General features: G+C 40.2%; 25 protein-coding genes. 5 read left to right on the plus strand and 20 right to left on the minus strand.

Annotated elements, in window-relative coordinates; genetic code table 11:
• Window positions 1-5 precede the first annotated feature (5 nt).
• Entirely contained in the window at window positions 6-926 is a 921-nt protein-coding gene (locus tag C2M30_RS19115) for a DUF2971 domain-containing protein (protein WP_105172906.1), read from the minus strand.
• Between the two features lie 387 nt (window positions 927-1,313).
• Here C2M30_RS19115 and C2M30_RS19120 point away from each other — a divergent pair, with 387 nt between their 5' ends.
• On the plus strand, window positions 1,314-2,048 hold the full coding sequence (locus tag C2M30_RS19120) for an HNH endonuclease family protein (protein ID WP_105172907.1): 735 nt from the start codon (window positions 1,314-1,316) through the stop codon (window positions 2,046-2,048).
• Between the two features lie 364 nt (window positions 2,049-2,412).
• Here C2M30_RS19120 and C2M30_RS19125 read toward each other — a convergent pair whose 3' ends face one another.
• The 14 genes from C2M30_RS19125 to C2M30_RS19190 form a co-directional block, all read right to left on the minus strand.
• Window positions 2,413-2,871: a GNAT family N-acetyltransferase gene (locus C2M30_RS19125; protein ID WP_105172908.1), complete on the minus strand. Its 459-nt coding sequence runs from the start codon at window positions 2,869-2,871 to the stop codon at window positions 2,413-2,415.
• Window positions 2,872-3,018: 147 nt separating this feature from the next.
• Window positions 3,019-4,125: an aspartate-semialdehyde dehydrogenase gene (gene asd, locus C2M30_RS19130; RefSeq protein ID WP_105172909.1), complete on the minus strand. Its 1,107-nt coding sequence runs from the start codon at window positions 4,123-4,125 to the stop codon at window positions 3,019-3,021.
• 213 nt (window positions 4,126-4,338) lie between these two features.
• Window positions 4,339-7,065, minus strand: a complete 2,727-nt coding sequence (locus C2M30_RS19135) for a TonB-dependent receptor domain-containing protein (RefSeq protein ID WP_105172910.1) — start codon at window positions 7,063-7,065, stop codon at window positions 4,339-4,341.
• Window positions 7,066-7,142: 77 nt separating this feature from the next.
• On the minus strand, window positions 7,143-8,744 hold the full coding sequence (locus C2M30_RS19140; protein WP_105172911.1) for a hypothetical protein: 1,602 nt from the start codon (window positions 8,742-8,744) through the stop codon (window positions 7,143-7,145).
• 262 nt (window positions 8,745-9,006) lie between these two features.
• Complete coding sequence (locus C2M30_RS19145) at window positions 9,007-10,305, minus strand: tetratricopeptide repeat protein (RefSeq protein ID WP_105172912.1); 1,299 nt, start codon at window positions 10,303-10,305, stop codon at window positions 9,007-9,009.
• Window positions 10,306-10,357: 52 nt separating this feature from the next.
• A complete protein-coding gene (locus tag C2M30_RS19150) occupies window positions 10,358-10,960 on the minus strand; it encodes an energy transducer TonB (RefSeq protein WP_010559197.1) in 603 nt (200 codons plus the stop codon).
• Between the two features lie 2 nt (window positions 10,961-10,962).
• Window positions 10,963-11,373 carry an ExbD/TolR family protein gene (locus C2M30_RS19155; RefSeq protein WP_010559198.1) on the minus strand — a complete coding sequence of 137 codons (411 nt, stop codon included), beginning with the start codon at window positions 11,371-11,373 and terminating at the stop codon, window positions 10,963-10,965.
• A gap of 32 nt (window positions 11,374-11,405) precedes the next feature.
• Entirely contained in the window at window positions 11,406-11,933 is a 528-nt protein-coding gene (locus C2M30_RS19160) for a MotA/TolQ/ExbB proton channel family protein (RefSeq protein ID WP_010559199.1), read from the minus strand.
• Window position 11,934: 1 nt separating this feature from the next.
• A complete protein-coding gene (locus C2M30_RS19165) occupies window positions 11,935-13,299 on the minus strand; it encodes a MotA/TolQ/ExbB proton channel family protein (protein ID WP_105172913.1) in 1,365 nt (454 codons plus the stop codon).
• Between the two features lie 12 nt (window positions 13,300-13,311).
• Complete coding sequence (locus C2M30_RS19170; protein ID WP_010559201.1) at window positions 13,312-14,073, minus strand: DUF3450 domain-containing protein; 762 nt, start codon at window positions 14,071-14,073, stop codon at window positions 13,312-13,314.
• 345 nt (window positions 14,074-14,418) lie between these two features.
• A complete protein-coding gene (locus C2M30_RS19175) occupies window positions 14,419-14,928 on the minus strand; it encodes an RNA methyltransferase (protein WP_105172914.1) in 510 nt (169 codons plus the stop codon).
• Window positions 14,928-15,428, minus strand: coding sequence for a YcgN family cysteine cluster protein (locus C2M30_RS19180; RefSeq protein WP_105172915.1), 501 nt, complete (start codon window positions 15,426-15,428; stop codon window positions 14,928-14,930). The genes C2M30_RS19175 and C2M30_RS19180 overlap by 1 nt, the downstream gene beginning before the upstream one ends.
• A gap of 101 nt (window positions 15,429-15,529) precedes the next feature.
• Window positions 15,530-16,510 carry a lytic murein transglycosylase gene (locus tag C2M30_RS19185; RefSeq protein WP_442792815.1) on the minus strand — a complete coding sequence of 327 codons (981 nt, stop codon included), beginning with the start codon at window positions 16,508-16,510 and terminating at the stop codon, window positions 15,530-15,532.
• A 35-nt stretch (window positions 16,511-16,545) separates the two neighbouring features.
• Entirely contained in the window at window positions 16,546-16,824 is a 279-nt protein-coding gene (locus C2M30_RS19190) for a YcgL domain-containing protein (RefSeq protein ID WP_010559205.1), read from the minus strand.
• Between the two features lie 136 nt (window positions 16,825-16,960).
• Here C2M30_RS19190 and minC point away from each other — a divergent pair, with 136 nt between their 5' ends.
• From minC to minE, 3 genes are read left to right on the plus strand one after another with little or no spacing between them, the layout of a single operon-like run.
• A complete protein-coding gene (minC, locus tag C2M30_RS19195; protein WP_010559206.1) occupies window positions 16,961-17,659 on the plus strand; it encodes a septum site-determining protein MinC in 699 nt (232 codons plus the stop codon).
• Window positions 17,660-17,671: 12 nt separating this feature from the next.
• Window positions 17,672-18,481 carry a septum site-determining protein MinD gene (gene minD / locus C2M30_RS19200; RefSeq protein ID WP_010559207.1) on the plus strand — a complete coding sequence of 270 codons (810 nt, stop codon included), beginning with the start codon at window positions 17,672-17,674 and terminating at the stop codon, window positions 18,479-18,481.
• 1 nt (window position 18,482) lies between these two features.
• On the plus strand, window positions 18,483-18,740 hold the full coding sequence (gene minE, locus C2M30_RS19205; RefSeq protein WP_010559208.1) for a cell division topological specificity factor MinE: 258 nt from the start codon (window positions 18,483-18,485) through the stop codon (window positions 18,738-18,740).
• A 42-nt stretch (window positions 18,741-18,782) separates the two neighbouring features.
• On the opposite strand, the gene rnd is transcribed toward minE, so the two are convergent.
• From rnd to C2M30_RS19220, 4 genes are all read right to left on the minus strand, one after another.
• A complete protein-coding gene (gene rnd / locus C2M30_RS19210) occupies window positions 18,783-19,910 on the minus strand; it encodes a ribonuclease D (RefSeq protein WP_105172917.1) in 1,128 nt (375 codons plus the stop codon).
• Window positions 19,911-19,971: 61 nt separating this feature from the next.
• The gene (gene fadD / locus C2M30_RS19215; protein WP_054979813.1) at window positions 19,972-21,633 is read right to left on the minus strand and encodes a long-chain-fatty-acid--CoA ligase FadD; all 1,662 of its coding nucleotides are present in this window, start codon (window positions 21,631-21,633) and stop codon (window positions 19,972-19,974) included.
• A 137-nt stretch (window positions 21,634-21,770) separates the two neighbouring features.
• On the minus strand, window positions 21,771-21,914 hold the full coding sequence (locus tag C2M30_RS21570) for a hypothetical protein (protein ID WP_158683585.1): 144 nt from the start codon (window positions 21,912-21,914) through the stop codon (window positions 21,771-21,773).
• 23 nt (window positions 21,915-21,937) lie between these two features.
• Window positions 21,938-22,621: an alpha/beta fold hydrolase gene (locus tag C2M30_RS19220; protein ID WP_158683587.1), complete on the minus strand. Its 684-nt coding sequence runs from the start codon at window positions 22,619-22,621 to the stop codon at window positions 21,938-21,940.
• Between the two features lie 80 nt (window positions 22,622-22,701).
• On the opposite strand from C2M30_RS19220, the gene C2M30_RS19225 reads away from it, so the two are divergent.
• Entirely contained in the window at window positions 22,702-24,024 is a 1,323-nt protein-coding gene (locus C2M30_RS19225; protein WP_010559212.1) for an alkaline phosphatase, read from the plus strand.
• Window positions 24,025-24,075: 51 nt separating this feature from the next.
• Here the strand turns inward: C2M30_RS19225 and tsaB are convergent, their stop codons facing one another.
• Entirely contained in the window at window positions 24,076-24,756 is a 681-nt protein-coding gene (tsaB, locus tag C2M30_RS19230; RefSeq protein WP_105172919.1) for a tRNA (adenosine(37)-N6)-threonylcarbamoyltransferase complex dimerization subunit type 1 TsaB, read from the minus strand.

A 24,756-nucleotide genomic window follows, 5' to 3' on the forward strand; every position in this document is an offset into this window, starting at 1 on the left:
TTGACCTATCGATATGAAGAAGCAGACTTTTCTATAAAACCATCATCTAAAACGTGTTTAAAATTACGGCTAAGAAATGCTTTAAAATCGTTAGTATGTGTTAATAACGAACACTTTGGACCTAAAACAATACCCTTTAAACTTTGAGCGTGAAAAGCATGCTCATAATAAGAAACAATATTCCCGTTAACACACCTAAACTTACTATCCTTGGCATCGCTAGAGTTGTAGATTAGCCTAACCTCTTCTTCTTCACTAAAAGTGTAATTTTTAAAAAGTAGTGGTGAAATAAAATAGTCTTTACTAACCTTGACAGATTCCAGACTACTGTTTGTTTGCTTAATCATCATATGACGAATCAATCGTTGAACTAGTTCTTTACTGTAGCTTTCTTGCTCAGCTTTATCATAAATTACATCTCTAACTTCAACTGGAAAACCTAAATCTTTTTTAATTGATGATTCAATTTCAGCCCTATCAAAAGCTAGGACAACCCCCTTACCATCATCACCATACGCTCTCCACTGACTAAGCTTATCTCTTTGATTTGAAAAACAGCAAATATGCGGAAGCAAAGCTGCTGATATAAAATTCAAAGAAGATGATATAAGCTCACCCATAGTTCCTTTACAAAGATCTCGTAAGGTATCAATAAATTCAGGGTTGCCCTCCATGTCAGGTATCTTGCGTAAGTGTGGTGTTATAGGATTTGACTTCTGATACTTTTCCATAAATTCAATTACGTCTAACGGGCTAAGTGATAAATTAGCTAAAGCAGATTTCAGAAGTGAATCATGTAGCTTACCCTCAAGACTGTCGTTAACACCGTTTATACTTGTAACCCATAGAGATTGAGTTTCAATGATACCAAGAAAACCTTGAATTGAAGTGTAGTGATATATTAAGCCATCTTTATTTTTATTCATATTAACCTAAGGGTAATTATCTGTAGCCACAGAACGAAAATTACTTTATAGAAACTGGTACATGAAGGCAAGAAATCAAGATTACTGTAATGCGGTTGATGGAGTAAATATAGCGGGAAGAAGCAGAGTTAATTTACAAACTCAACTTTTAAATGAAATAAATTTCAATCATTGACTAAGCTTAATTAGATTTCTGACATGGAATGTCGGTTCAAATTGAATGAAAACAATAAGGACTTTATTTAAAGTCCTTTTCTTGTTCTATAAACCTACCCCACCATAACTAAATCATGTGTACATCTAAACCAAACATCACAACTAGTACATGATTAACAATTGCTGTATTGTGAATTATTACCACAATGGGACAATCAGCATAGGGACTTTATGCAGCCTAAAAACGTCATTAATCTAGCTTTTTTTATACTATTTCTTGCCCTGTCTTCTAATGCCGAAGCGTTAGTAAAGAAGTCTAAATCGGGTATCTGTCACGACACTTACAGCGCTAACTATACGCAAACAAAAAACTATGAATCATTTTCAACGCTACAATCATGTTTAGACTCTGGAGGGGATTTACCTAAAAACTACAAAGGAAATTCGCAAGCAACCAAAAGTTCGCTACATAAAACAGATAGCTCTATAAAGGATTCCCGCAAACAGTTCGAGAGTGAGTGGGTAGAACAAGACGGAGATTGTCGGAACTTCAGAATGAAAAAGCTTATTAAATTTTCATGGTCACAAGTTCAGTTTAAATCATCTAAAAAATGCGAAGTAAAATCAGGAAAGTGGTTATCATTATTTACTGGGGAAGTAATAAATAACGTTTCAGAAGTAGATATTGACCACTTCGTTCCCCTCGCTTGGGCGTGGAAACATGGTGCTCATTCTTGGAGTAAAGCGAAAAGAGTAGAATTCGCAAACGACCCAGCAAACTTACTAAGTGTTGAGGCAAGTTTGAAAAGGCAGAGAGATGATAAGGATATTGATAAATGGTTACCACCTAAATACAAATGCAAGTACATTACTAGGTTTTTGAAACTACAAAAATCATATGCACTTGAAGTAAGTAAAACAGAAGCTGTAAGATTTAAAGAACTTAAAAACACCTACTGCAGATAGATAGCTTTGAAACAAAAAGGACTTTATTTAAAGTCCTTTTATTTTTCTACCACCCCTACTTTTACGCGCAGGTTTGTGACTGTTTCTTGAAGCTTTACCAGCCATTGCTTTAATTCCGTGTTTTGCACTTATATCAGTATTACATGATTCCTATTACTCACGATGACGCTTGTTATTAGAACCGCTTGCACCAGGACAAAGATAAAACCTTTAAGCTAATCCATTGTTTTTCCTTTTTTTCTGCGTTGATTTTTGCCAGTTAGCCAGCAAATTTTCTGGTACTACATTTTTAAGCGTTGAAATACCATAAACGCCGGCATTAAACGCAATCTTAAAATGTTAACGGATTAACTGCGATATGGAGTTATAGGGTAAGGGTCATGGGTATATCTACCATGCCGTCTCTATTGCGTATGCCTGATAGTCGTTTAAAACCAAACGATAAATAAACACTTTCAGCTGTTATTGCCGAATTAACCGTGAACTGCTTGGTATTATTGATACGCTCTGCATCACGCTTGATGGTTTGCCACAAGGTTTTAGCAATTCCCCGCCCTTGGTGATTATCACAGACAAATAAATGATAAAGATGGCTATAATCTTTTAACCCCGCAACACCGATAAGTTGTTTGTTGGCGTTTTCTGCAAGCAAGTAATAGTAGCCATTTTGTAGGTTGTTGCTTACCTGCTTAGAACTCATTGAGCTCAGTAGTATGTGGTGAACCTTACTTTCACATGATGGTAATACGTACTTTACCGTTAATCTGCTTATCAGTTCACTTATCGCAACTGAATCTTCAAGCGTTGCCTGTCTTACCAACATACGAGTCTTTAATTTAGAATAGATAAAGATTTATTTTACATATAAACAAGTACTTAGAAAGTAATTTATACGTTTAGATATGTACTTTTTAAATTTAAAATACAAAAAAGCCACCCGCAGGTGGCTTTAAACAATAGATAACTAATATTAATCAGTAATGATACGTAACATTCTACGCAGTGGCTCCGCAGCGCCCCAAAGCAGCTGATCACCAACCGTGAACGCACTTATATATTCTGGGCCCATCGATAATTTACGAATACGACCAACAGGAATAGATAGGGTTCCGGTTACATTAACTGGCGTAAGTTCTTTACTTGTTACTTCACGCTCATTTGGTACAACTTTTACCCACTGGTTATGTGACGCTAAAATTGATTCAACTTCTTCTACCGAAATGTCTTTTTTCAATTTGATTGTCATCGCCTGTGAATGGCAGCGCATAGCGCCAATTCTCACGCATAATCCATCAACGGGAATAGGCTGCTTATTGCTACCTAAAATCTTGTTTGCTTCAACTTCCGCCTTCCATTCTTCTTTACTTTGACCTGAAGGCATTGGCACATCAATCCATGGAATTAAGCTACCTGCTAACGGCACACCAAATTGATCGGTTGGCAAAGTGTCTGATTTAATTTTTTCAGAAACGAGTTTATCCACTTCTAAAATAGCCGATGCAGGATCAAGTTTGTCGGCTACTTCGTGATGAATTTCACCCATTTGTGCAATGAGTTCTTTCATATTGCGTGCGCCTGCGCCTGATGCCGCTTGGTAAGTCATTGGGCTTACCCACTCAATAAGGTCTTGCTCAAACAAGCCACCTAAAGCAAGAAGCATAAGTGAAACAGTACAGTTACCGCCAACAAAGGTTTTAACCCCCTGCTCTAACCCTTGTTTAATTACATCAAGGTTTACAGGATCTAATACAATAATGCTGTCATCAGCCATACGTAGTGCAGATGCAGCATCAATCCAGTAACCATTCCAACCGGTTTCACGTAATCCTGGGTACACAGCTTTGGTAAAATCGCCGCCCTGACACGTGAGTACCACGTCCATTTTAGCCAGCTCATTGATGTCATTTGCGTCTAATAATGGTTTTGCGTCACCTGCGATATCAGGTCCAAGTTGGCCGGTTTGTGAGGTGGTGAAAAAGGTCGCATCAATTTTCGTAAAATCACCTTCCTGTTGCATACGCTCCATTAATACGGAGCCAACCATACCACGCCAACCGACTAAACCAACTTTTAACATAATTCTAATTCCTAAATAAAATGTAATAACTTTGATGCGTGAGAGTTATTAATGTTCTACAAAGTGCAGAAATTTAAATCTATCATTTAGACTTCTAGAAATCTACCGTATAAAAGGCTTTGTTGAATAAAAATCATAAAAAAAAGCCCAACCGAAGTTGAGCTTTTTGGCTAGGTAAATTAATACGCTAGGTTTAGTTGAAAGTCTATGTTGTTAGAACTCGTATGAGAAGTCTAAGCTGATTTCCGTTGGCATTTCTTTTTGACGAATTAATACGTCATTTTGCTCGACTTCAAAGTCTTGACCTAGTAGGTTTTTAACTTTGAACGTAATCGTTGAGTTAAAGTTTGGATAATAACTATATACAAGGTCTAACGAGTTAATTGGTTGCTCGTATGCATCGTCAAAGTTATTAACACCAGCCGCAAGAATACGGTCGCCAAATACATTGTAGATAACGGACGCTTGATGATTACCATTGTGAGAATCATAGTTAAGCTGAACGTTTGCAACGTACTTAGAGTGACCTGTCATTCGACGTTTAAGATTTGTTAAATCGCCGCGCTGACTCTCTAAAATTGTAACTTCTGAATCACTTACCGTTAAGTTACCAGATGTAAAGAACGCACCGCCTAACATATCGGCACTTAGTTCTGTCATCCACTCCGCTTCAATACCGTAAACAACTGCGTTGTCTGCGTTATCAAATTGCAGTGTAAAACGACCATCACTTTCAGTAAGTAACGCTTCAATTGGGCTATCAATATCTTTATAGAACGCGCCAATTGAGTAGTTATCACCGTTGTCTAGGTAAAACTCCACACGTGTGTCAAAGTTATCAAGGTAACTTGACTCTAAGTACGGATTACCAAGGGTACGATAATCAGTGAGTGGGTCTTGATATTGAACAGGCGTAAGTTCACGTAAATCCGGGCGAACAACCGTGTTGCCGTAACCAAAACGTACTTGGTAGCTATCTTGACTGTACGTCATAGAAAGTGAGCCAAAGTAGTCGTCTTCCATTACTGTCGCTTGCTCAATGGCTTCGCTGCTTAGCTTATCTTCAAGTAATGCAGGGTCAAATGCACTTCGTGAAAACGCTAACGCAACTTGACGGAAATCTTCATAACGCACACCACCGCTTAAACGCCAGTTGTTATTAATGGTGTAATCGAATGCACCAAAATATGCGTCAATCATTTGCGCCGCTAAGTAGTCATCTGCTGTTGGCTCTTGGAATAATAGCTCAACATCTGTGTTATCTACTGTGCTGTCGTTACTGAAGAAACTGCCAATGTTTAATGCATCATCTTCACTTTGAGCCAGTTCTACTTGCTGAGTTTGTGCAAAGCGGTAGTTAAAGAAGTCAGTGCGATAATCACGCGCTTTTTCTATAAAGTAACCACCACCTGAAAGCTCAATGTCAGAACCATCAAAGTAAAATACCTTGTTTACATTTACGCCCCAGTTTTCAACCTGATCTTCCATATCAACGAAGCGATATAAATACGGGTTACCACCGAGTGAGCCATTATAGAAGGTACGTTGGTATTGACCGTCTTGATACTCATCGCGGACGGTGATTTCAAGTTCACCTGGAATTTCTGTCGTCGCCGTTGAATCGGTATAATGCCAATCTATACCAACGCCATCTAATACACTCCACGTTAAATTATGCTGACCGCGAACTTGAAGAATATCTAATTCACGCTCTTCAAATGACGTTGTATGACTGCGCTGAACTTGACCATCATCAATGCTTAATGATTTTGATGGCTCTTGATAAATAGCAACTGACGCTTCGTCTTCGGTATCACGAAGTTTCATGTATGTTGCCGTTAATTCATGGCCATCAAGTTTATAACCTAAATTTAAAGAGGTATTTAGCTTGATATTATTTTTGGTCGTTTGCTTATCATTTTTAGCTGAATAGCAGGCAAAACTTTGTTTTGAACAGTCGCCACTTTGCGCCGCATCTACCGCCGATAGTACTGCAGAAAACTCTTGTGAGTTTGACCATTCATTATCGTAAGCAACACTTGCTAAAAAGCCAAGCGACCCGCCAAAGCCAAACACGTCATCAAAACGGTCACCATAAACTGCTTTAATACCAAAATCTGGATTTAAGCTTTCTTCTTGTAATCCATAATCACGCGGTAACGCTTTAATTAGGTCTTTGTTTAACGCAATCGCGGCGTCTTGACCGATATCTTCACCAAGCGCTTTTGACTCAATATCACGAATGTTTCGAATAGAAATATCCGATAAACCGTTAACATAACGATTAAGTGCAGCACGCACAGTACCAGGCATAGCGCGTGTGCCGTCGTCGGTACCTAACCAATCATCGCTGCCACCTTCGTATGTGTAACCTTCATCATTGGTGTCTTTATAGCTTGCACCGATATCCACTTTAAACACGCGATCATCAGGAATGCTTTTAGTACGAATATTTACGTCACCACCACCGAACGCCGCTGGCATATTTGGTGAATAGGCTTTTTGTACTGAAAGTGATTCGATAATGCTTGATGGGAAAATATCAAGTGGAATAACGCTACGCGTTAAATCCGGGCTCGGTACAGATGCGCCATTTAATCGAACGCTTGAGTAACGCTCACCTAAACCACGTACATAAATAAATTTATCGTTTACTAAGCTTAAACCTGTTACACGACGAAGCGCAGATGCAGCATCTGAATCACCGGTACGTGAAATTTGCTCAGCACCCATGATGTCGGCAACGAAAGCTTGGTTTTTACGCTCTTCAATTACTGCACTTGCACTGCCTTTTAAACGGCTTGCGGTTGCAACAACTTCTTCAATTTCCTTTTGTACTTGTGCTTGTTCATTCTCATCTGCAACAGAGGAAAATGACGAAAACGCACAAAGCACTGAAAGCGTAACTAAATTAGCTTTAAACTGCTTTTTTGGTTTCATTATATAATCCTCTAAACCTATAGTTTTTATAAAGAGGTGTGGCTAACGCCACACCTAAACTCACTACTTGGCTTAGATTAGTGACCAGCGCGCTCTAGCGACGCTTTAACAAACTCTGCCCAATCGCCTGTTGCACCTTCTTGAATTGCACCAACGAAACCTGCGTTGTCAAAGAATGAGTTCACTTCGCTCATGTCTTTTGCAACAACTGTCACTGCGTTGCCGTCTTTATCCATCATTGCCGATTTAGTAGATACGCCATCTGCTGCAAAGATGTTTTCAAAGTTAGCAAAACCAATTGTTTGGTTGTTGTTACCTGCCGCAAACCATGCTGCTATATCAAAACCAGCTAAATCGCCTTCAAGTGCTGTGTTAACGTCTTCAAAGTTAAGACCACATGCAAAAATTGCGCTCTCAAATGAAATATCGCCATTTTTCGCATTGGCATGTACACCCGCTGCACCTGACTTATCTTTTTCGTTGTAAAGGTCAAAACAACCAGCGCCTGCTTCTGTAGACGAGTTTGCGAATAGGATATTAGCCATTGTTGCTTTACCCCATTCTTTCATTTCCATACCTGCACCAGTACGGCGACCTTCAGCACCTGCTGAACCTGTACCAATTACTGTCGCGTTTGCGATGATTGGGTTTGATACTGTTGTTACTAAGCCTTGGCCGTCATCAGAAAGCGGATCTTTTTTCGCACCATCAGTTTCAAAGCCGTGGTTACCGTATTCTTTTGAGTGAACAAGGATGTATTGACCCATGCCTTTCCAACCCTCATCCCAGTCAATACCGTCATCACCAGTTTCAGTTACAACAATGTGTTTAAGATTAACTGAACCACCGAATAGCTCGATACCGTCATCGAAACCGTTATGTACGTGAACGTAATCGATAGTAGTGCCAGAACCTACCGCATTAAGTGTTAAACCGTTAAGTTCATCACCTTCAACACCGAAACCTGCGTATTTGATAACAATATGCTTTAAGATACCGCTGTTATCTTGTGGATCGTTACCACCGTAGTATGAAACAATACCTTCAGCTGCGTGGTTACATAGGTCTTGCGCTGCAGCGTCTGCAGTACAACGAATTGAATGACCGCGACCATTTACTTGAATACCACCCCAGTCACCAATTTGTGCTGTTGTTGAATCATCGCCATCAATCTCTGAAATAGAGGTAAATACGATTGGCTTGTCTACTTCACCAATTGCTTCGATATTTGCACCACGTGCAATACGAATAAAGCTTTCTGGCTTAGTGAACGCGATAGTTGCGCCCGCTTCAATTGACAGTGTTGGACCATTATCGTCAATAGTTGCGCCCGTTGACGTATCGATGTCTTTACCAATAAATAAAGCACCTTCGAAGATATGTGCGCCGTTATCTTCAAGCGCTGGGATTACGAAAGAGCTTGTGATGTCTTTTGCGTTACTTGCAAATGCTTGGCTGTAAACACAGTTTACGCCGTCTGCTTCACCTGTGAACGATGCACCGTCAAGCGTATACGTTGCACATGAAATTGGGTCTGGATTTGAACCACCTGGGTTTGTTACAGAGTTGTCTACGCTGTTATCGACTGTAGTTGGTGTAATATTGATATCGCCGCCACAACCTGCAAGAGTAAGTGCTGATGCAACCATGCTCACTTTAAATAAACCAGAAAGTTTCATTGTTTTCTCCGTTGATAGTTTTTAAGCTTTTTCGCTTTTTATGTGCGTGTGCACTAATTTAGAACTGGCTCTAAGTTAGAGGGTTTATGTGTCAAATGGGTTACACTTACTTAACATGTGCGTGACAGTTTCTTGTCAGATTTCTTAAACACTACGAACTTACACGTATACATTAGTGGTTTTAAAAGTGTTTGAAATACAAAGAAATAAGGGACCATGAAGGTCCCTTAGGGTTGATTACAAATTTATTTTGATAGGTATGTTACAAATAAGCCTTGGCTAACGTGTCTTTATCAAGTTTTTCACGTTTCACATATTGCAGCCACTGGGCCGCTAGCCGTTCTGACTTTTTGTATTTTTTAGCTTGCTCAAATGCAAGGATAGCTGCATCGAAGTTCTCTAGGTTGTATTGCGCCATTCCAAGCGCAATATAGGCGTTTGATTCTTGCTTTAAACTGCCTTTATTTAACGCAGCACGCGCAGAATCAGCCGCTTCATCAAATAATTCTAAGTTTAAGTACACTTCTGCTAAACGGCGATCATATTCACCAGTATCAGTTTGTTTTGCAGCCGCAATAAAATACGGCACCGCTTTTTTATCTTCTCGCGCTTGCATATAGGCTTCTGCTACAAAGATAAGATTCTTTGCTGATTTTTCGATATTGCCTTTTTCAAACCCAAGCTCCATTGCGTTTGCTGCTTTGTAAGCAAGACCTGAATACATGTATATTTGTGCCAGATTTTTAAGCTTAGTTGCATCGTCCAAGAAACCACGTTGTTTTGCTGTTTCAATGAGTGCTAGTTGCTTATCGTCCTGGCCTACTTCGCCGTACATGCCAGCCAGCTGTACCCAGTATTCAGGTTTGTCAAAACGTAGCACCATTTCTTCTAATACACGTACCACTTCTTTTGGTTGGTTTAGCGAATAGTGAGACGCACGCAGTAAGATAAACCAGTTTTCTTTTACGTCTTTATTATCAACTTTGTTAAGGTTAATCGCGGTATTAATGTATTTAATTGCGCTTTGGTAATCCTTCGCTTGATAACTAGCGTTGGCTTTAAGCTCATAATAGTTTGCCTGTGGCGGTTTGGTATTAAGCGACTCCCAACTATCGAGATAACTCAGCACTTTATCGAATTGGCCTTCAGCCATTGCTAATTGTGCTAGCGAGAAAATGGTATTGAGCTTTAAGCTTTCTGGGATCGGGTCTTGCTTTACTACATTTTCAAATGCAGCCATAGCCTCACTAACACGGTTTTCGTTGTAATAAATAAAACCGTAAAAGTTGTACATCATGGCTACTTCATAGCTATTCATACTTGATGATTTTTTCTGGACAATATCCAGTGCTTCAAGGCCTGCTGCTACATCGCCGTCGTCAGCCAGTTTTTGTGCACGCGCAAGTTGCGTATACACTTTGTTGCGAAGTGCTGGAACACGTTTAGTTTTAACTTCTTCAGCAGATACTGATGCAAACTGTGTCTGGAACATCGCGTCGCTCATTGGCGCGCCAAATACACAGCCAATTAATGCAATACTAATTAAATTTCTTTTCAACATTGTAATTCAACCTAACTATTTAAAGTGTTAGCGGGACGTTCCCGCTAACAAACTACCCATTAATTTGGAATGTAATTTTGTTTTGTACACCGGCTACTTCAACGGCTTCACCGTTAACAACGCGCGGTTTGTATTTAAACTTAAGCGCGGCGTCCATTGCGGCACGGTTAAAGATTTCTTCTGGCTCCGCTTGTATTACACGCGGCTCGCTTACAGTGCCTGATTTCGTTACGGTAAATTCAACAATAACGTAACCCTCAATACCGCGGCTTAACGCTCGACGAGGATAAACTGGTGATACCTTAACAATTGGGAGGTATTCACCATCACCGGAATCAAGCGCAAGCCCAGCAGCTAAATCAACATTGGTGTCAACATTGGCAGAAAAATCAAAATTACTCGCTGTATCAGTGCTTTCGCTGCTGCTCGCTTGTGGCGCCATTGGCGGTGGTGGCTCTTTTGGCTTTGGCGGCTTTTGCGGCTTTCGTTCTTTCTTTTGCACAGTCTCTTCTTGTTTAAGACGCACAAAATCAAGAACATTGCCTTTTACCGGTTCACTTGCCACACCATCACCACTTTGAATTAGCGCCTGCATGCCGAAAAACAACAACGCAGTTACAACAATCGCGATTAAAGTGGAAATTAAATAACGCATTGTTACGCTTCCTGCGCCGCAATTGATACGTCAAATACACCTGCCGAACGCGCCGCATCCATTACCTTAATTAAGGTATCAGTAGTGGCTTTTTTATCTGCTTGAATCACCACGCTGCCCTGCGGGTTTTCTGCGTGTAAACGTTCGATATTAGCTTGAACCGCACGCACGTCTACCTGGCGTTTGTTAATCCAAATTTCGCCTTTATCTGATATAGCGACAAGAATATTGGCTCGTTCTTTTTGTACTGCTGTCGCCGCTTCAGGTCGGTTTACATCGATACCCGCTTCTTTGACAAAAGTGGCCGTTACAATGAAGAAAATCAGCATGATAAATACAACGTCCAGCATTGGCGTCATATTAATTTCTTCGTTTTCTTCTTCTTGAAATACATTTGCTAATGGTGCTCTCATTACTAGCTCCTAAAATTCGTTTAAAATTGGTGTTAGTGGTCTAAGACCAATTTATCGTCAAGTAGCGCTACTTCGCGCTTTGCTTTACGCTGTAAATACGTTGAGGCAAAGACCCCTGATAACGCACCTACCATCCCTGCCATTGTTGGAATAGTGGCTTTTGATACGCCCGATGCCATTGAGCGTGCGCTACCCGTACCGGTAATTGCCATCACATTAAACACCTCAATCATGCCGGTAACCGTGCCAAGTAAACCAAGTAATGGACACAGTGCTACTAACATATTAATCATGGGTAAATTGTGATTTAGTTTTAAGCTAATACGCGAAATATTTGCTTGTTTGATTTGCTCCGCTTCCCAACTATTGCGCTCTTCGCGTGCGAACCAGTTGGTGATCACTGATTTTTTACTTGAACGATATGTTGTAAACAAAAACATAAAGCGCTCAATCACCAATAACCACATTGCGCAAATCAGGACTCCGATCACCAGCAGCACAGAGCCGCCGGTGTCTAGAAAATCGCGTATTGCGTTGATGAAGTCCGCAAAGATAACCATCTTACTGCGCACCTTTCTCACTGCGCTCAGCAATAATGCCTGCGCTTTGCTCTTGTAAAATTACCAATAGGTTTTTAGAGCGGGTATTAAGTAGTGTGTAAATAAATACCGTAGGAATTGCCACAACAAGGCCTAACACTGTGGTTACAAGCGCCGTTGAAATACCGCCAGCCATTAGTTTCGGGTCACCAGTACCGAATAACGTGATTGCTTGGAAGGTATTAATCATACCGGTCACAGTACCGAGTAGACCCAGTAACGGCGCAACGACAGAAATGATTTTAATCAGCGTTAAGTTACGTGTAATACGCGGCATTTCACGTAGAATTGCTTCTGATAATTTGAGTTCTAGGGTGTCGTAGGTTACATCTGGGTATTGATCTTTCACCTTCATTACACGACCAAGTGGGTTATCTTCTGATGCAACATCCGTTTTAAGCTGACGTTTGATTTTTCCGCCCATAATCATAAGAGAAACGAAGCGCTCTAAGGCAATTAATAAACCGATTAAACCTACCGCTAAAATAACGTAGCCTACCGCACCACCTTGGTGTACTTGCTCTTCGGTACTTGGGGCTTGAACTAATAAACCAAGAATTGAGCCACCTGTTGGGTCTAGGGCAAAATCAACAAAACCTGAGTTTGCTGCTTGTAAATCTGCCGCACTTGACTGAAAACGTGAAGCTGGTTGACGCGTCAATTCTGATAACGTGTTAGTGGTTTCGTTGTAAGTAAGGTATTTGCCATCCGCGATTAGGTTGAATGAACCAACACGTACCACTTCTTTATTTACTTTTTCGCCGCCTGCAACAATCACATCACGGTTAAAGCGCGATACTTTACCTTGCTCAGTCATTTCGCGTTGTAATTCAAACCATACTTTTTCAATATCTTCGATTGACGCAAGTTTAGAACTCGAACCCATTTTTTGTGCAAGTTCACTTAAGAAAGCACCACGACCTGGCAATTCAGCAGATACGTTTGACGTAATAAATTTACTTTGTGTATCGCCCGCTACTTGCTGTAACACACCAAATAGTTCTTTTAATGAACCCATGCGCTTGTTTAGCGTTTCGCTCATATTCGCTAGTTTGATTTCATTTTCTTCAAACTGAGTTTCAAGACGCGTCGACGCAGAAATTAATCCATCACGTTCATTAATACGTGAACGTAGCATCGCAGCTTGTTGATTATTTGCTTTAGCAAACTCAGCTTCGCGGCGTTGGTTATCTTGTGATTGTTGGTAGTTACCCTGCTCAAGTGTTTTTAACAGTGAATCAAGATCTACTGGCTTTGCTACAACTGCACTTGCTGTGAATAGCGTGCTTGCAGCAATAACAGATTTTACGAATTTCTTAACTAACATAATGGCCTCTAATTAAACTGCTTTAACAGGTAGCGTTAACATGTCTGGTGCAAGTTGCTTTTTAGCAATGCGAATTGCTTTATTGATTTGTGAAATATTGCTATCTGGTAAGCGTTCAAACGCCTTAGCATCGGTATTCCATACACCCGCTTTCTTGCCATCTTTCGTTAGGTAAATAAGGTCAAGGCGACCAATACGTAAAAAGTCCACTTCACGCTCTTGGCCATCAACATCGATAAGACCGGTGTACGCTTCAATGGTACGGCCATAGTCAACTTCGATTTGATAAGCTTCTAATACGCGACGGAATTTTTCACTTGATGCTACATCAGCGCGGTCCATTAACTGCTTTAATGTGGCTAAGCGTTCTGCGCGCTCGTTTGGTAAGAAAGGCACATCTAATGCTACAAACTGCTCAAGTGAGGTGATCATCTTAAGCATTAATGGCGTAATTTGACGTTCAATAACCGATACTTGGTCAATTGATACGTTAATGTTGTCCATTTCTGTTAATTGATTTGCGATTTGTTTTTCTAGTTGCTTGTTATAAATCGTTAAACCATCAATCTCTTTATTAACAGTTTTAAATTGCTGTAAGCGACCTTGCATTGTGTCAGCAATTTTATCTATTTTTGCTTGCGACTTTTGTGCTGATTTATTAATTTTATCTGCGCTGTCGATCACAGGCTTAAGTTGATCATTAGCAACGGCAGTTAGCGAACATCCAACTAGCGCTGTTACCAATATCTTTCTACTAAACTTAGTTGTAAACATTTTATGTAACCCTATTAAATGATTGCGCATAGTCTAGAGGCACAAAATGACACAAGGGTTTCATAAACATGTCATTTACATTACATGGCAGTAAATTTGAAATCTATAGATATTTTTTCTTTACAAATCAATGATTAATGATTTTTATTTTATCTCGCACAGGGAATCTGTTAACGAATATGTAACCGTGATTTTTCATTGACATGACAAAAAATCGTGCGCGTTGTCATATTTCTTGGATGACTTTGAGCAAAACAGATACGGCTAAGTTGGCATGAGGTAGAGTGGTAAGAATTGGCTATGCGGCAAAAACACGAATTAATGCCGCATGTGAAAATGAGATTGCTAGTTTTTCTTTTTAAACGTAACGCGATTATTGTTATCGCGATTTTGCAACAAAAACTCTCTTGAGTAGTCAGTGTTAGTAGCCTTTGCAAGTCTGTCGTATAAAACCACATTAACCGTTGCTGCAAGATTCATACAGCCAACTGTCGGTACATAAACAACATCATCGCAGTGCTTTAGTACGTCTTTACGAATTGACCCATCTTCAGGTCCTAATACATAAATGGCATTTTCAGGGTGCTCGAAATGCGGTAACGGTGTTGCCCCATCAATTAATTCAATAGCGATTATTTTAGTATCGGACTTAACAAGTATTTCAATACTTTCAAGTGCGCACAGTGGTATTTCATCGATACGCTGTTTTGTGTCGGTTGCAAATTTTTGTGCAAAACCATAACGATTACCTGTGTGATGAACCTTTTCAACGCCATAACACCCTGCGGCACGCATTACGCCACCCACATTTGTTGCGCTTTTAGGGTTAATCAGTACCACTTGTACCTTGCTCATTAGTCGTGGTCCTCTTTAGGCCAATCGGCTATGTAATCCTCAAACAAATCCATATCGATTTGGTTATCCTTCATTACACGGCCTTTAACGCTAATCCCCATACGATGCATTACCGCTTTACTGCCGTTATTTAAAAGTGGATGCCAAGACGCAAGGCCACGTCCTTCATGTAAACGACGGTAGCTACAACTTGGTGGCATAAAAAAGATATTATCGATGTTATCTTTGGTCAGTTTTACGCAGCTAGGTACTAAAGTTGTGCGGTTTTCATACTCAGTACAAAAACATTTTTTAGTATCGAGATAGCGACACACAATCGCAGTATAGATAATCTCTTCGCCTTCGCGCAGTACATCGGTACTTTTAAAATTTTCGTCTTGTTCATCGCTATCAATAAAGGTGTGTAAACAACATTTACCGCAGCCATCACAAATGGCTTCCCATTCATCGTTGTTCATCTCTGCCAACGATTTTTTAAGCCAAAATTTATCTTCTAACATATGTGCCCCTAAATTTCAGGGCGACATTTTAAGCTAGTTGTGTAAGAAAAGCGAAGAGAAAAAGGTGCCAGATAAAACGACTGGCACCGATAAAAAGGTGATTAGATTTTAGGGTAGCCGATACGGTCTGATAAATAGCCAACTGAAGTCGCAAAATAATAAGAGCGATTCCAATGCATTAGCGCCTTGTAATTGTCATATGCCAAATACATACGGCCATTTTCATCGTCTGGCATAACAAGCGCTGCGGTAATTCCAACATTTGGTAAATCAGTGCCATCAGTACGGCGAAGACCAAGTGCCTGCCAATCGGCTAGACCACGTTCTGATTTATTCCAATTCTCGAGCCATTGTTTTCGAGTACGCGTGCCACGCTGCAAAATATGTTCACTATTGAACCCCTCAGGCAACAACACCTGACGGCCCCATGTTAGTGAGTCATTCCAGCCCGCTTTTTTCAAATAGTTTGCAATAGATGCGAAGGCATCGAGCTTGTTTTGCCAAATGTCTTTTTTACCATCACCGTCGTAATCAACCGCGTAAGCATTAAACGACGTTGGCATAAATTGTGTTTGACCCATTGCGCCTGCCCACGAACCTTTAAAGTGGTCAAGATCAATATGGCCTTCTTCTAGAATCGTTAACGCAGCCCAAAGTTGGCGTTTATACAGCGCCTCGCGACGTCCGTCGTACGCTAACGTTACCACTGAAGAGATAACCGGATGTGAGCCTTGGATTTTCCCAAAGTTACTTTCAAGGCCCCAAAGCGCGACGATAAAACGCGCTTGTACGCCATACTTTGCGGCAATTTTTTCAAGCTCTGTTTGATTTTCTTTATACAGTTTACGTGCTCTATCGATTTTCCACTTAGGTACACGCTTAGGCAGGTAAGTTTCTAACGTTTCTTTTACTTCAGGCTGATTTTTATCCGCTTTGATAACTTTTTTCTTAAACTTAACAGTTGCAAAGGCGTTATCAACGATTTTTTGTGAAAACCCTTTTTCAATTGCTTCCACTTTTAAATCTGCAACGTACTGGTTAAATTTTGCTTGCTCTTCATCTGCAAAGGTAGAGACCGAAATAAGGCTTGCTGTGATTAGGGCGAGTTTTTTAAACACTAGTCAGTGACTCCATTTTGTTTTCTAAATTCATCTAATAAACTTTCTTGTTTTGGCGGTAGCTGTAAATAAAATCCTTTTTCAGCTAATTCTTGCTTCACTTTTTCAAGGTCAGCCGTACCAAGTTGTTCACGTTTTGCTAAATTAATTAGCATTACAAAACTTGGTTGACCAAAAGTTGCCATTAAAGGTTCCGGAACTTTTGAAAAATCATCTCTTTTTTCAACGTACAGATAGGTATCTGCCTTTTTTTTACTTTTATACACTGCACTGAGCATTCAAACACCTTTTACTTCTTGCGTAACACTGCGTCACACTATACCATGGCATACACTAAAAGTGAGATAAATTGCGCTTAATGGCTGGATTCTTCTAAAAAATCAGCCTGTGATTTTTATAATAATAATTGAGATTATGTCGGAACAAATTTTTGAACTAAAAGGGAACCTTTTTACACTATCTGTATTGCATCTATTTAAAAACGATCTAGATAGTTTGATTAGTCAACTTGACGAAAAAATTGCTCAAGTACCCAAGTTTTTCTTCGGTGCGCCAATTGTCGTAAACCTTCAGTCTGTACCAAACGAACACATTGACTTTGCAAAGTTAAAGCAAGCTTTAATTGACCTACAGCTTAACCCTGTAGGTGTGTGTAACGGTACGGACGAGCAAAACACTGCCGCTAAACTGCACAAACTATCAATACTAAATTACAGTAAAGACCAAACACCTAAAGCAAAGCCACAATCAGCTGCGAATACATCAATTGTAGAAAAAGAAGTATTTGTTCCAGCACAAATTATTAGTGGCAATGTGCGTGGTGGTCAGCAAGTGTATGCGAAGAACCGCGATCTCATTATTACAGGCTCAGTAAGTCCAGGCGCTGAAGTGATTGCCGATGGCAATATTCATGTTTATGGCACATTACGTGGCCGCGCTATCGCTGGCGCAAAAGGGCAAGAATCCGTTATATTCTGCCAAAAGCTTAATGCTGAGTTAGTTTCAATTAACGGAAACTACTGGCTGAGCGACTCACTGCAAGGTGAATCATGGGGCAATGCTGCATGTATTTCACTTGAAAACGAATCATTAAAAATTTCAGCTTTGGTTTAAAGGATAGATTTCATGGCAAAAGTTATTGTTGTCACATCAGGTAAAGGCGGTGTTGGTAAAACAACATCAAGTGCAGCGATTGGCACTGGGCTTGCGTTAAAAGGATACAAAACCGTTATTATCGATTTTGATATTGGTTTACGTAACCTAGATTTGATTATGGGTTGTGAGCGCCGTGTTGTTTATGATTTCGTTAATGTAATCAACAATGAAGCAAACTTAAACCAAGCATTGATCAAAGATAAACGTGTAGAAAAGTTGTTTATTTTACCTGCTTCGCAAACACGCGATAAAGACGCGTTAACCAAAGAAGGCGTTGAGCTGGTATTAAACGAGCTTAAGAAAGATTTTGACTTTATCATTTGTGACTCGCCGGCGGGTATTGAAGCCGGTGCAATGATGGCACTTTACTTCGCAGACGAAGCAATTGTTACGACCAACCCTGAAGTTTCATCGGTGCGCGACTCAGATCGTATTTTGGGTATTTTACAAAGTAAGTCAAAACGCGCTGAAGAAGGGCTCGAAAACGTAAAAGAGCACCTGCTATTAACACGTTACAATGCAGAGCGTGTTGCAACGGGTGAAATGCTGTCGGTAGAAGATGTTCAAGATATTCTAGCAATCGATTTATTGGGCGTTATTCCTGAGTCAAAAGCAGTACTTAATGCATCTAACTCGGGTCAGCCTGTAATTCTTGATTCAGACTCTGATGCGGGTAAAGCGTATTCTGATGCGATTGACCGTTTATTAGGTGAAAAAGTTGATTTTCGCTTTTTAGAAGCTGAGAAGAAAGGCCTACTTAAACGGATATTTGGAGGTTAATGTGTCATTACTTGATTACTTTCGCTCACAAAAGAAAACAACAGCAAGTTTAGCTAAAGAACGATTACAGATCATCGTAGCGCATGAGCGCTCAAGTCGTGGTACGCCTGATTATTTACCACAGCTTAAACAAGATATTCTTGAAGTGATCCGTAAATACGTAAATATCGAGCAAGATCAGGTTCAAGTTCAGCTTGAGCAAAACGAAGATGACTTGGCTGTACTCGAACTCAATGTCACTTTGCCTGACGATAAGTAAACATAAAAAAGCCTGCGTGAAGCAGGCTTTTTTAATATCAGTTTAAAACCAGTCTTTTAGTGAATGCTTAACCATTTCACCGCGCCAACTCGTCATTAAATCGGGTTTTAAGAGCGCACCTTCATCAAACTTAGACTTGCCTTTCCACTTCCAGCTGATCAATTGATTCATTTGCTTTTTACTTGCTAGTACATCAAGTGGAATATCATTGTCTTTGGCGATTTTTTCAAGCTCAGCACGTAGCTCTTTTAACGTTTTTTTATAGCCATGAAAGTCTATTAAGCGTTGGATTTTTTCTGGATGCTCGGCTTCGTCTTTATCTAAACCGATTTTCACCAGATTTAACAACGTTTTACCATAGCGATTAAGTAAGCCTTGGTCGCCTTCACATAAACGTTTTAATGCACCAAAATGAGTTGGCTGTGTTTTGGCTATCTCAAATAAAATGTGTTCTTTGACGATAAAATTAAGTGCTAAGTTTTTCTCACGGGCGCGATTTAAGCGCCAAGCTGCTAACTGCTGCAGCACAGCTAATTGTTTCGGGTTAAGTTGCCACGCGTTTTTAATGTCTAGATAGGCAAGTTCTAACGGCGTTTCATATTTGCGTTTATTAGCAATAACTGCACTTTCACCAAACACAATCCCTTGCTTATCATCATTTAGTTTTTCTTTAATAATATTAAAACAAGGCATTAAATAAAATACATCGGCAGCTGCATAATCTAACTGGGCTTTCGTTAAGGGGCGTTGCAACCAATTAGTGCGTGATTCACTTTTGTCGATTTGCTCTTCAAGTAACATTTCAACCATATTGGCAAAACCAACACAGTTGCGCTCGCCTAATAAACTTAATGCAAACTGAGTATCAAACAAGGGCGCTGGAGTACAATTACCGTGGCGCGCAAATACCTCAAGATCCTCAGATGGCGAATGCAACACTTTAATAATATTCGGGTTTTCCATTAGCTGCCAAAACGATGACAAATCAAGATCTAACGTTGGATCAATAAGACAAATACGATCGCCGTCGTAAATCTGCAATAATGCAAGCTCTGGGTAAAGGGTGCGACGTCGCATAAACTCGGTATCTACCGCGAGTACCGATTTATTTTTATAACTAGCGACCGCTGAATCTAATTCTTGTTGTTCTGTAATAAATGAGTATTGCACTACTTTTCCTCATAAAAAAACCGGCAGATTGCCGGTTTTTCTTTTTAGGGTATTCCCTATTTTAACTTGCTTCTTTAAGTGCGCGTCTTAAAATTTTACCAACATTTGTTTTTGGTAAATCTTCGCGGAATTCCACGAACTTTGGCACTTTATAATTGGTCAAGTTTTCACGACAGTGCTTGATTATATCTTTTTCTGTCAGACTTTGGTCTTTTTTCACGACAAAAATCTTAACTTGTTCACCACTTACTTCATGTGGTACGCCGACAGCCGCAACTTCAAGCACACCTTCATGCATTGCTACCACTTCTTCCACTTCATTTGGGAATACGTTAAAGCCAGATACAATAATCATGTCTTTTTTACGGTCAACAATATAGAAGAAGCCTTCTTCATCGTATTTAGCAACATCACCCGTTGCAAACCAACCGTCTTTTAAACATTCTGCACTTGCTTCTGGACGATTGTAATAACCTTTCATTACTTGAGGACCTTTAACCCAAAGCTCCCCTGCTTCACCCAGTTCTGCTTCAGTACCGTCTTCTTTTACGATTTTAAGTTCTGTGCTTGGCGCTGGTAAACCAATTGAACCATTAAATGCTGCAAGGTCATACGGGCTAACAGTAACAAGTGGCGCACATTCAGTTAATCCATAACCTTCAACTAAGCGAGAATCAGTAACCGTTTGCCATTTTTCAGCAACTGGGCGTTGTACTGCCATACCGCCACCAAGCGATATTTTTAGCGATGAAAAATCAATTTCTGAGAATCCAGGCGTATTTAACAGGCCGTTAAACAAGGTATTTACACCAGTCATTACGGTAAACTTTTTGCCCTGAAGTTCTTTAATAAACCCTTTCATATCGCGCGGATTAGTGATTAAAAGGTTATGACCACCGTACTTCATAAAGGTTAGGCAGTTCGCCGTTAAGGCAAAAATATGATAAAGCGGTAGCGCCGTTACTACCATTTCTTTACCTTTATTAAGTAGTGGGTCTAAACAACCCGTTACTTGCTCAAGGTTTGCTACCATATTGCCGTGTGTAAGCATGGCACCTTTAGATACACCGGTAGTACCACCGGTATACTGTAAAAATGCTAAACAATCTTGCGTTAAATGTGGGCGCGTATATTTAGATACATCGCCAGATTTCATCACATCTGTGAAATCGATAATGTTTGGCAGGCTATAGCTTGGCACCATTTTCTTAAGGTGTTTTACAACAAAGTTAACTAAGTGCTTTTTAACACCACCTAACATGTCGCCAATTTCAGTAACTACGATGTTTTTAACATTCGTCTTTGGTAATGCTTCTTCAAGTGTACGAGCAAAGTTAGCAAGAATAATAATAGTGCTTGTTTCTGAATCGTTTAATTGATGCTCAAGCTCACGCGTAGTGTAAAGCGGGTTTACATTTACAACAGTCGCGCCCGCACGCAGTGTACCAAGAATTGCTATTGGCGTTTGCAATAAGTTCGGCATCATCACCGCAACTTTATCACCTTTTTTAACGCCCAGTTGATTTTGAAGATATGAAGCAAATCGTTTAGTTGCGTCATCCATCTGTTGGTATGTATATACCTTACCCATATTTTCAAAGGCAGGAAGATCTGCATAGTCTTGAAAGCTTTTTTCAAATAGTTCAAGCAGGGAGTCATAGTGCTGTGGATCTATCTCAGCAGGAACACCTGCTGGGTAACGCTTCAACCAAATCTTTTCCACGATAGGCTCCTATAAATTATATTTATTGTTTGTATTTTTGTGTTCAACTTAAACCTTAATTCATGTAAGGCAATTTAACAATTGAGTAATTACTCTAAAGGGCTAATATTCACATATTTAGGCACGTTATACAAACTTTAGTTTACACCGTTTACGTAAACGTCAACCTCTTTCGCAATCACGTGCGCATATTCCATATGACAATGATGCCCACCAGGGACCTCTATTACACCTAAATTTGTATAGAGTTGTCCATAATTTTCAATCGCTTGCGATATCATTTCAAATCCATTTAGCGCTTTTATTAGAAGCATTGGTACAGTTGTATCTGTACAAATAGCTTGGCATTGGCTTGGACTAAGCGAAAGCCTGAGTGATGTTTGAGTTTTAGGTCAGTCAAAAGTTTAATGCCACCTTCTTCTTGCTGTGTGTTTCTTTTCATAATGAGTGCAGCATTGTCGTAATCTAAATCACTTACTGCAAGTCGCGCATTAACAACTTGATCAAAGCGTTTAAACACGCGCTTGCTACTTTGTTTAGCACGGCTTTCAATGGCATTTCTTAATTGCGCCGTTACTTCACTTTCTGGTGTTGTAACACACGCTAGCCCCTCAATTGCAATAACGCATTTAACTTTATCAGGAAAACAGGCAGCAAAAAGGTTAGCAACCATAGCCCCCATTGAGTGACCAACAATAATCACCTTTTCATTTGGTGCGATTTGCTGTAACACGCGATAAACATCATCTACATAATCAATAAAATAATAATGCGCTTGTTTATTGCGCCAGCTTGAAAGTCCATGTCCTGGGAAATCAATCGCGTACCAATCATATTGAGGCATTTGATTAATAAGAGGTAAAAACGAATTACTATTATCTTGCCAACCATGCAGTGCGATAATTTTTGTATTGCGATTGTCTAATCGCTGACATGCGATTTCTAATTCATCAATTTCGTACGATGTTTCTGTTATTGTAACTTGCAATGTAATTTCACCGATAAAAATGTAATTTAGTGCATAAATACGTTATGTTTAGCGCAAAATAACACAGAAAAACAATACACATGAAAAAATCGTTAATTGCCTCAACAGTATTATTGGCAAGCAGCAGTTTAGCGTATGCAGAAGCACCGAAGAATATTATTTATATGATTGGTGATGGCATGGGACCCGCCTACACTACCGGTTATCGCTACTTTAAAGATGACAAAAGTACTAAATACGTAGAGCGTACTATCTTTGATGAGCTGTTTGTCGGCCTTGCTAGCACAAGCCCTGATGATGATACAGTGGTTACAGACAGTGCTGCAGGTGCAACGGCACTTTCAACGGCTACTAAAAGCTACAATGGCGCAATTGCAGTTGATACCGCAAAAAAGCCATTAACTACTATGCTGCAAATCGCAAAATCAAAAGGTCTTACTACCGCGTTAGTTGCAACATCACAAATTAACCATGCTACGCCTGCAAGCTTCGCCGCGCATAACGAAAGCCGCCGTAACTATGACGAAATTGCTAACGATTACGTTGATGTTAAAGTAGATGGAAAGCTAGCGGTAGATTTAATGCTTGGTGGCGGTACTAAATATTTTATTCGTGATGACCGAAATCTTGTTTCTGAATTTAAACAAGCGGGTTATCAATATGTCGATGATTTTGACAAACTAGAGTCGATTAAGTCGCTACCAGCGCTTGGTTTATTTTCTGATGTGGCATTTGCGTATGCAATTGACCAAAACCCTACACGACTTGCTGATATGGCAAAGAAAACCCTGTCGTTACTTGATAACAATAAGCGTGATGGTTTCTTTGTAATGCTTGAGGGCTCGCAAATCGATTGGTGTGGTCACGCTAACGATATTGCCTGCGCGATGGCTGAAATGGATGATTTTGCCAATGCGATTAAGCATGCAAAACAATACGTAGACCAAAATCCAGATACCTTACTTGTGGTTACTGCAGATCACAGTACTGGTGGGTTAACTCTTGGTGCCAACGGACACTATTCTTGGCATACCGATGTAATAAAAGGCGTTAACGCGAGTATTACTAAAATTGCCAAAGCGCTGATGAAAAGTGATCATCTTTTAACTACTTGGTCAGACAAAACTGGCATTAAGTTAGATAAATCGCAATCAGAGCAGCTGGCTATGCTTACCGCCAGTGCTAAGAGCGAAAAAGATGATGAGCACAAAGAAAAAGAAGCATTGGTAAAACATGTACGACAACTAATTAGTGATGCGTCAAATACAGGTTGGACTACAGGCGGTCACACCGCGATTGATGTGCCAATTTTAGCGTATGGCAAAGGTGCCGACGCCTTTAAAGGCCACTTAGACAACACCGAAATCGCAAATCAGTTAATTAACTACATTAAGCAAAGATAAACCCAAACAAAGACTGTGCCGATAGTTATCGACACAGTCTTTATACTTAACCTATTCTCGTCCCGGTAATTTTTTCCACGTTACCGTGTCACGTACATAAACAGGCTGCGCATCTGCGGCAACCACCGTATTGCCAGCGACCAGTTCACGCTCTGCTAGTTTCGTCATAAAACGTGCATTTGGTAGCGTTATCTCATCTAAAATCGTTAAATTTGTTGCTTCAAAGTGCGCTTTATACGTTTGACAACCGGTACCCACCACTACGGCATCGTATTCTGGCAGGGTTAACTCTCCTGCCTTTATCACCATTTCGTTTGACATAAACGCTGCGAGATTATTTTCATCACGCTTAAATTCTGCGTAATAAATTTCGCCCATACGCGCGTCTATCGTTGCGATTGCATAATCCGCTTCTGTCGTGTCAAATGCCTGTTGTGCCATCATTTGTAAGTTCGATATACCGATTACAGGTAAATTTGCGGCATATGCCAGCCCTTGCGTAACCGAAACACCAACGCGCACACCAGTAAAGCTGCCAGGACCGCGGCCAAACGCGATAGCATCCAGTGCTTTTAGATTCGTGTTTGCGCTATTTAAAATACTATCGACCAACGGCAGCATTTTTTGGCTATGTTGTTGAGGGCACACCTCAAAGTGAGCGTTTTCTAAATCACAGCTAACGGCTACAGACAACGCTTCTGTAGCAGCATCTATAAGAAGTATATTTGACAT

It is taken from the genome of Pseudoalteromonas sp. T1lg24, assembly GCF_002964745.1.
Lineage (GTDB): Bacteria > Pseudomonadota > Gammaproteobacteria > Enterobacterales > Alteromonadaceae > Pseudoalteromonas > Pseudoalteromonas spongiae.

Coding starts and splice junctions, on each gene's coding strand:
- minC (WP_010559206.1), top strand. CDS start 16,961: ATGTCGGAACAAATTTTTGAACTAAAAGGGAACCTTTTTACACTATCT.
- C2M30_RS19225 (WP_010559212.1), top strand. CDS start 22,702: ATGAAAAAATCGTTAATTGCCTCAACAGTATTATTGGCAAGCAGCAGT.
- asd (WP_105172909.1), bottom strand. CDS start 4,125: ATGTTAAAAGTTGGTTTAGTCGGTTGGCGTGGTATGGTTGGCTCCGTA.
- C2M30_RS19115 (WP_105172906.1), bottom strand. CDS start 926: ATGAATAAAAATAAAGATGGCTTAATATATCACTACACTTCAATTCAA.
- minD (WP_010559207.1), top strand. CDS start 17,672: ATGGCAAAAGTTATTGTTGTCACATCAGGTAAAGGCGGTGTTGGTAAA.
- C2M30_RS19140 (WP_105172911.1), bottom strand. CDS start 8,744: ATGAAACTTTCTGGTTTATTTAAAGTGAGCATGGTTGCATCAGCACTT.
- C2M30_RS19165 (WP_105172913.1), bottom strand. CDS start 13,299: ATGTTAGTTAAGAAATTCGTAAAATCTGTTATTGCTGCAAGCACGCTA.
- C2M30_RS19175 (WP_105172914.1), bottom strand. CDS start 14,928: ATGAGCAAGGTACAAGTGGTACTGATTAACCCTAAAAGCGCAACAAAT.
- tsaB (WP_105172919.1), bottom strand. CDS start 24,756: ATGTCAAATATACTTCTTATAGATGCTGCTACAGAAGCGTTGTCTGTA.
- C2M30_RS19170 (WP_010559201.1), bottom strand. CDS start 14,073: ATGTTTACAACTAAGTTTAGTAGAAAGATATTGGTAACAGCGCTAGTT.
- C2M30_RS21570 (WP_158683585.1), bottom strand. CDS start 21,914: ATGATATCGCAAGCGATTGAAAATTATGGACAACTCTATACAAATTTA.
- C2M30_RS19150 (WP_010559197.1), bottom strand. CDS start 10,960: ATGCGTTATTTAATTTCCACTTTAATCGCGATTGTTGTAACTGCGTTG.
- C2M30_RS19190 (WP_010559205.1), bottom strand. CDS start 16,824: ATGCTCAGTGCAGTGTATAAAAGTAAAAAAAAGGCAGATACCTATCTG.
- C2M30_RS19125 (WP_105172908.1), bottom strand. CDS start 2,871: ATGTTGGTAAGACAGGCAACGCTTGAAGATTCAGTTGCGATAAGTGAA.
- C2M30_RS19145 (WP_105172912.1), bottom strand. CDS start 10,305: ATGTTGAAAAGAAATTTAATTAGTATTGCATTAATTGGCTGTGTATTT.
- C2M30_RS19180 (WP_105172915.1), bottom strand. CDS start 15,428: ATGTTAGAAGATAAATTTTGGCTTAAAAAATCGTTGGCAGAGATGAAC.
- C2M30_RS19120 (WP_105172907.1), top strand. CDS start 1,314: ATGCAGCCTAAAAACGTCATTAATCTAGCTTTTTTTATACTATTTCTT.
- C2M30_RS19135 (WP_105172910.1), bottom strand. CDS start 7,065: ATGAAACCAAAAAAGCAGTTTAAAGCTAATTTAGTTACGCTTTCAGTG.
- C2M30_RS19160 (WP_010559199.1), bottom strand. CDS start 11,933: ATGGTTATCTTTGCGGACTTCATCAACGCAATACGCGATTTTCTAGAC.
- C2M30_RS19155 (WP_010559198.1), bottom strand. CDS start 11,373: ATGAGAGCACCATTAGCAAATGTATTTCAAGAAGAAGAAAACGAAGAA.